Below are 5,228 nucleotides of genomic sequence, written 5' to 3'. Positions count from 1 at the left end.
TGCCGTGTCGTCACGGCGGCCTGGTCGGCGAGAGTCATCGTCACTGCGCTGTTCGTCCTGTCTCGCCCTGCTTGGTATCAGAAGGACTCGTTCGTCCCTTGTGTCACAGCAGTCTGACAGAGAGGGGAGTCGGTCGGTGAGGATCGCGCTGTCTGAGCAGGAGTATGCGGTTTTGGCGGCTGCGGCGGCGGGCGAGGGGTTGGCGTTGGGGGCGTTTGCTGCGCAGGCGAGTTTGGCGGCGGCGCAGGGGCGAGTGGTTGCGGAGTACGCCGTGCTGCGGGAGGCGTTGGCGGCGGTGTTGTTCGCTGCAGGGCAGGTGCAGCGGGTCGGTGTGAATCTCAATCAGGCTGTTGCGGCGTTGAATTCCGGTGAGTTGGTCGAGCAGCTTCGGTGGTACGCCCAGGCGGCGGCGCGCAGCATTGACAGACTCGATGAGCTGGCTCAGGAGTTGCGGCATCGGCTCCCGTGACCGGTCGGCCGGGGGTCGTGGTTGATCGGGAAGATCCGTCGTGGAGAGCGTGTCCAGGGGCTGTTGCGCTACCTGTACGGTCCTGGCCGGCATGAGGAGCATCGCGATCCGCATGTGGTGACGGGTTTCCGGAGCGCGCCGGAGTTGGAGCCTGGGGTGCGGGCGGATGGGAGCCGGGATTTTCGGCGGTTGGACGCGCTGCTCACGCAGCCGTTGGCGCTGCTGGGGGAGCGGAACTATCGGCAACCGGTGTGGCATCTTCCGTTGCGGGCGGCGCCCGAGGACCCGGTCATGTCCGATCAGCAGTGGGCCCGGATCGCTCATGAGGTGATGGACCGGGTCGGGCTCGCTCCGGACGGGGACTTCGGCGCGGTCCGGTGGGTGGCGGTCCGGCATGCCGCCGACCATGTCCACATCGTGGCGACCTTGGCGCGCCAGGACGGCGGTCGGCCCGATGTGTGGAACGACGGCTACCGCGTCCGGGACGCTTGCCGCGCGGTCGAGCAGCGGTACGGGTTGCGGCGGACGGCTCCGGCGGACCGGACGGCGGCGCGGCGGCCGAGCCGGGGCGAGATCGAGAAAGCCGCCCGCCACGGCCGGCCGCTACCGTCCCGCACGCTTCTGCGGCGCACAGTCCAGACGGCGGCGGCCGGAGCGAGCAGCGAAGCGGAGTTCTTCCGGCGGCTGCGTGACGAGGGTGTCCTGATCCGCCGGCGTTTCAGCGAGCGGACGGCCGGCGAGATGACCGGCTACGCCGTCGCCCTCCCCGACGATCTGAACGGCGATGGACGTCCCGTTTGGTACGGCGGCGGAAAGCTCGCTGCCGACCTCACACTGCCCAAGCTTCGCCGCCGGTGGACGGGCGCGGACGGGTCCGTCCGCGCGTCGTCCCCGTTCCGACCGCTGGATGGACGGCATCTGTCCGAGCGGACGAGACGGGCCGTGCTGCGGACGGCCGTCCGCCGCGCGGCGGACGAGTCGGCGACGACCAACGAGTTCCTCGACCGGCTCCGGGGCGAGGAGCTTATGGTCAAGCTGCGCTACAGCCAGATCGTTGACGGGCAGATCACCGGCTACGCCGTCGCTTTCGCCCCTGAACACGATGGCGAAGCGCCCACGTGGTATCCCGGCAGCCGTCTCGCCGATGACCTGTCACTGTCCCGTCTCCGCCAGCGCTGGGCCACGCCTGCCGCGCACCGCGAGCCGACCGCCGACCACGATGAGCTGACGCCGGAGGAGCGCCAGGCGTTCTACGACGACGCATCCCGCGCCGCCGCCTTCGCCACCGCCGAGATCCGGCGGCACCTTGTCACCAACCCGCATGCCGCACAGGACGCCTGCTGGGCGGCCTCTGATGCCCTCCACGTCGCAGCCCGAGCCACCGGCAACCGTCACCTCCACCGCGCCGCCGATGCCTACGACCGCGCGGCCCGCGCCCCCCACGGCCGCATCCCCATTCCGACTCCGGCGGGCAACGCGCTGCGCACCACAGCCCGCCTGCTCGCGCTCACCGGCACAGCGAAGGACCGAACGGTGGTGTCGATGATGCTGCTCATCGCCGACTTCATCACCCTGCTCGACACCATCGCTCAGCTGCGCCACCTTCAGGGACGTCACGCCCAGGCCGACGCCGCTCGAAGGGCCGCCGCGCACACGCGACGAGCACGACCAGCAGGCCATGCCCCCGCACCCCCGCCGGCCGGCCCGAACGCACAAGCGCGCCTGGCCATGGCCGCCTTCCCGAATGCGTGGGCTCCGCTGCCGCAGAATGCACAGAGCAGAACAGCGCCATCGGCGCCCACGGGCCCAGTCCGCCCCAGTCGACGACGGCCGTGATCGAACGGCTCTCCATCGCGACGCTCGCCAGCCTCACCTCAAGGAGGGGCTGCTTCTCGCCGGTCGCTCATCCGGCCTCTCGGAGCTGGAGGATGGCGCGCTCGCAGGCTTCCGGGTCGGCGGTGTGGAGCAGGTCCAGAAATCCGTCCAGGTCGGACGCCGAGATCAGGACGCGCCCCGTCGCCCTCCAGATCCCTTCTCGATCCAGCGTGATCGACCATTCCGGGAAGAGGTGCTGCAGTAGCAGCAACGTGACTCGCATCGTCTCCTCACCGGAGCGTGGTCCCAGCGCTTTGTGCCTTCTATCTCGCATGGTCAGGGCAGCTTGGCCCAGACGACCTTGCTGCCTCCGGCGAGGCGTTTGACTCCCCACTCGTGCACGAGCTCCGCCATGAGCTGCAGGCCACGGCCGGAGGTGGCGGCGTCGTTCTGGGGCTGGACGGTGGGATGTCCCGTGCCGGTGTCCGATACCTCGATCACCGGTTGCCCGTCGTCCGGGTCAAGGTAGAGCCGGACGACGATCGGGCCTTCGCCGTGCCTGTAGGCGTTCGTGGTCAGCTCGCAGACCACGAGGCGGCCCGTGTAGTCGTCGGTGACTCCCCAGCCGGCGAACTGTTCGGCGAGGAACCGGCGCGCGAGGCGTGGTGCCTGATCGGTGGAATCGAGGACGATCGTCGGGACTTCAGGAGCTTGCGGTGCTGCGTACATCGGCACGACCTTCGCTGCCAGGACGGTTTTCGGTAACTCACCGCACAGACTGAACTCCGCCGCGTAGCGTTACCACCGAAGCGCCCCAGCACACACGTGGCGCTGACGATCGCTGGTAGGTGGGTTCCCCTCGCTCACGGTGGAGGCGAAGCAGTGGCCGCACGCAAACCGACATCGAAGACCGTCTCCTTCGGCGCAGAGGTCACGCGCCTCCGAGAAGAAGCAGGGCTCAACCGGACGGAACTCGCAGCACGGGCAGCAGTCACCCGCAGCTACATCTCGCAGGTCGAGTCCGGACGCACCAAGTGCCGCAGGGACTTCGCCGAACGACTGGACAAGGCGCTGGACTCGGGTACCGCCCTGGTCGATGAATGGGACGAAGTCCTGCGTTCCAGCAGCTACCCGAAGTTCTTCGCAGACTTCCCGCGAGCCGAGGCATCCGCTGACTCGCTGCGCGCGTTCGAGACCAGGATTGTCTACGGGCTCCTCCAGACCGAGCCGTACGCGAGAGTGATCCTCGGCAACGATGAAGCCGTCCTCGACCGGCTGCGGCGTCAGAGCACCCTCACCAAGCCGAATGCCCCCACCGTGTTCGTTGTGCTGGACGAGTCCGTCCTTCTCCGCGAGGTCGGGTCGCCAGAGATCATGCGCGAGCAGTTGGAGCATCTGATCGAGATGTCACTGCGTGAGAACGTCACGATTCAGATCGCTCCGATCGGCTACCAGCGGGATGCCCGGGCCGCCTTCACCATCGCCACGCAACCCGACCGCAGCGAGGTGGCGTACATCGAGAGCAGTATCGGCGGCGAGACAACTGTGGAGCCGAAAGACCTCACGATCGTCAGCGAGATCTTCAGTAGGCTTCAGGCGGAGGCGCTTTCGCCGAAGGCGTCGGTCGAGCTGATGCGGAAGGTTGTGAAAGAGCGATGGACGTGACCTGGCGCAAGTCGTCGTGCAGCGGTGAGGCCGGGGACAACTGCGTCGAACTGGCCGACCTCGGCGAGGCCGTGGGCATCCGCGACAGCAAAGACCCGGCCGGCGCCAAGCTCACCCTGCGCCGCGACGAATTCGCGAGCCTCCTGGCGACTCTGAAGCGCTAACGCCCGGACATGACACCGAGGAAGCCCCGGCCCGCGAGGGACCGGGGCTTCTGTTGTTGGCCCTTTGTCGGCACACGCCGTAAGCAGGCCAGGGCTCAGGGTGCCGCGAGGCTTCGTTGCTGATCGACGCTTCAATGGGCGGCTCGGCGCTAGGGGCAGGGCCGGAAGTAGCACAGGAGAGGCGGCTGGGTTCCATGAAGGACCCCGGCTGCCGTGAGATGACCTCGCGGTGCTGATTGGCGGGGGCGGCCCGTGCCAGTGATCGAGAGGCTCGGGATCGATCGCAGGTCGCCGAGGGGTAGACGGACGGGCGGCGGGACGTGTGAACATCCGGTGGGCCGGAGCGGGCGGATGCCGGTCTTCCTGGTCCCGTGTGAACCGGGGGAGTGCCGCGAGGGGCGGCCGAGTTCACTAACGAACGGCTAACAAACGATCAAGAGGCCGGTCCTCCGAGTGGAGGAAACGGCCTCTGAGCTGGTGTTTCTGTGTCGGGACGGCGGGATTTGAACCCACGACCCCTTGACCCCCAGTCAAGTGCGCTGCCAAACTGCGCCACGTCCCGGTGCCCGTTGGAGCGGGCTTGATTACTGTAGCGCAGTCCGCGGGGTCGTGCGTACTGAGATGTGCGGGCGTCCTATGTGGTGTTCGATCGGGGCGCCGGGCGGGTTGTGGTGGAGCGGCGGCCGCGGCAGACGTTCCGGTCGGCGTCGCTGGTGAAGATCCTCATCGCGCTTGATCATTTGAGGGAGCGGCGGGTCTCTGCGCGGGACCGGGATCTGCTGGGGGTCATGCTGCGGTCGAGTGATGACGGGGCGGCGACCGAGTTCTGGCGGCGGGGCGGGCAGAAGGCGATCCTCGAGCGAATGGTGCCGAGGGTGGGGCTGCGGGAGACGGCGCCGCCGCCCGCGGGCAAGCCCGGGTTCTGGGGGTACACGGCGCTCAGTGCGCGGGACATGGTGCAGACGTACCGGTACCTGCTGGACGAGGCGCCGGAGGCGCACCGGGAGTTCGTGCTGGGGCAGTTGCGGAAGGCGACGCGGTGCGGGACGGACGGCTTCGACCAGACGTTCGGGATCCCGCGGGCGCTGAAGAGGCCGTGGGCCGTGAAGCAGGGG

Annotated in this window: 6 protein-coding genes, 1 tRNA gene and 1 pseudogene; 5 read left to right on the top strand and 3 right to left on the bottom strand. The window is 68.5% G+C overall.

The features are described 5' to 3' along the window. Positions 1–136: 136 nt before the first annotated feature. Both E1266_RS35425 and E1266_RS35420 read left to right on the top strand, forming a co-directional pair. The gene (locus E1266_RS35425) at positions 137–469 is read left to right on the top strand and encodes a hypothetical protein (protein WP_132054678.1); all 333 of its coding nucleotides are present in this window, start codon (positions 137–139) and stop codon (positions 467–469) included. Positions 470–658: 189 nt separating this feature from the next. Then, positions 659–2,305, top strand: a complete 1,647-nt coding sequence (locus E1266_RS35420) for a hypothetical protein (RefSeq protein ID WP_132054676.1) — start codon at positions 659–661, stop codon at positions 2,303–2,305. A 67-nt stretch (positions 2,306–2,372) separates the two neighbouring features. Here the strand turns inward: E1266_RS35420 and E1266_RS35415 are convergent, their stop codons facing one another. Both E1266_RS35415 and E1266_RS35410 read right to left on the bottom strand, forming a co-directional pair. Further along, positions 2,373–2,567 (bottom strand): hypothetical protein, encoded by a 195-nt coding sequence (locus E1266_RS35415; RefSeq protein WP_132054674.1) that lies wholly within the window; start codon positions 2,565–2,567, stop codon positions 2,373–2,375. 53 nt (positions 2,568–2,620) lie between these two features. Further along, positions 2,621–3,013 (bottom strand): ATP-binding protein, encoded by a 393-nt coding sequence (locus E1266_RS35410; protein ID WP_132054672.1) that lies wholly within the window; start codon positions 3,011–3,013, stop codon positions 2,621–2,623. A gap of 153 nt (positions 3,014–3,166) precedes the next feature. On the opposite strand from E1266_RS35410, the gene E1266_RS35405 reads away from it, so the two are divergent. Further along, entirely contained in the window at positions 3,167–3,949 is a 783-nt protein-coding gene (locus E1266_RS35405; protein WP_165966341.1) for a helix-turn-helix transcriptional regulator, read from the top strand. Next, complete coding sequence (locus tag E1266_RS35400; protein ID WP_132054668.1) at positions 3,940–4,113, top strand: DUF397 domain-containing protein; 174 nt, start codon at positions 3,940–3,942, stop codon at positions 4,111–4,113. Before E1266_RS35405 ends, E1266_RS35400 begins: the two co-directional genes overlap by 10 nt. A gap of 488 nt (positions 4,114–4,601) precedes the next feature. On the opposite strand, the gene E1266_RS35395 is transcribed toward E1266_RS35400, so the two are convergent. Then, positions 4,602–4,675, bottom strand: a tRNA-Pro gene (locus E1266_RS35395). Positions 4,676–4,751: 76 nt separating this feature from the next. On the opposite strand from E1266_RS35395, the pseudogene E1266_RS35390 reads away from it, so the two are divergent. Continuing rightward, positions 4,752–5,228, top strand: a pseudogene (locus E1266_RS35390) (hypothetical protein); the annotation flags it as partial.

The sequence above is a fragment of the Actinomadura sp. 7K534 genome (genome assembly GCF_004348575.1).
GTDB classification, from domain to species: Bacteria; Actinomycetota; Actinomycetes; order Streptosporangiales; family Streptosporangiaceae; genus Spirillospora; species Spirillospora livida.
This window is presented reverse-complemented; position numbering and strand designations above follow the sequence as displayed.

Coding starts and splice junctions, on each gene's coding strand:
- E1266_RS35415 (WP_132054674.1), bottom strand. CDS start 2,567: ATGCGAGTCACGTTGCTGCTACTGCAGCACCTCTTCCCGGAATGGTCG.
- E1266_RS35410 (WP_132054672.1), bottom strand. CDS start 3,013: ATGTACGCAGCACCGCAAGCTCCTGAAGTCCCGACGATCGTCCTCGAT.
- E1266_RS35400 (WP_132054668.1), top strand. CDS start 3,940: ATGGACGTGACCTGGCGCAAGTCGTCGTGCAGCGGTGAGGCCGGGGAC.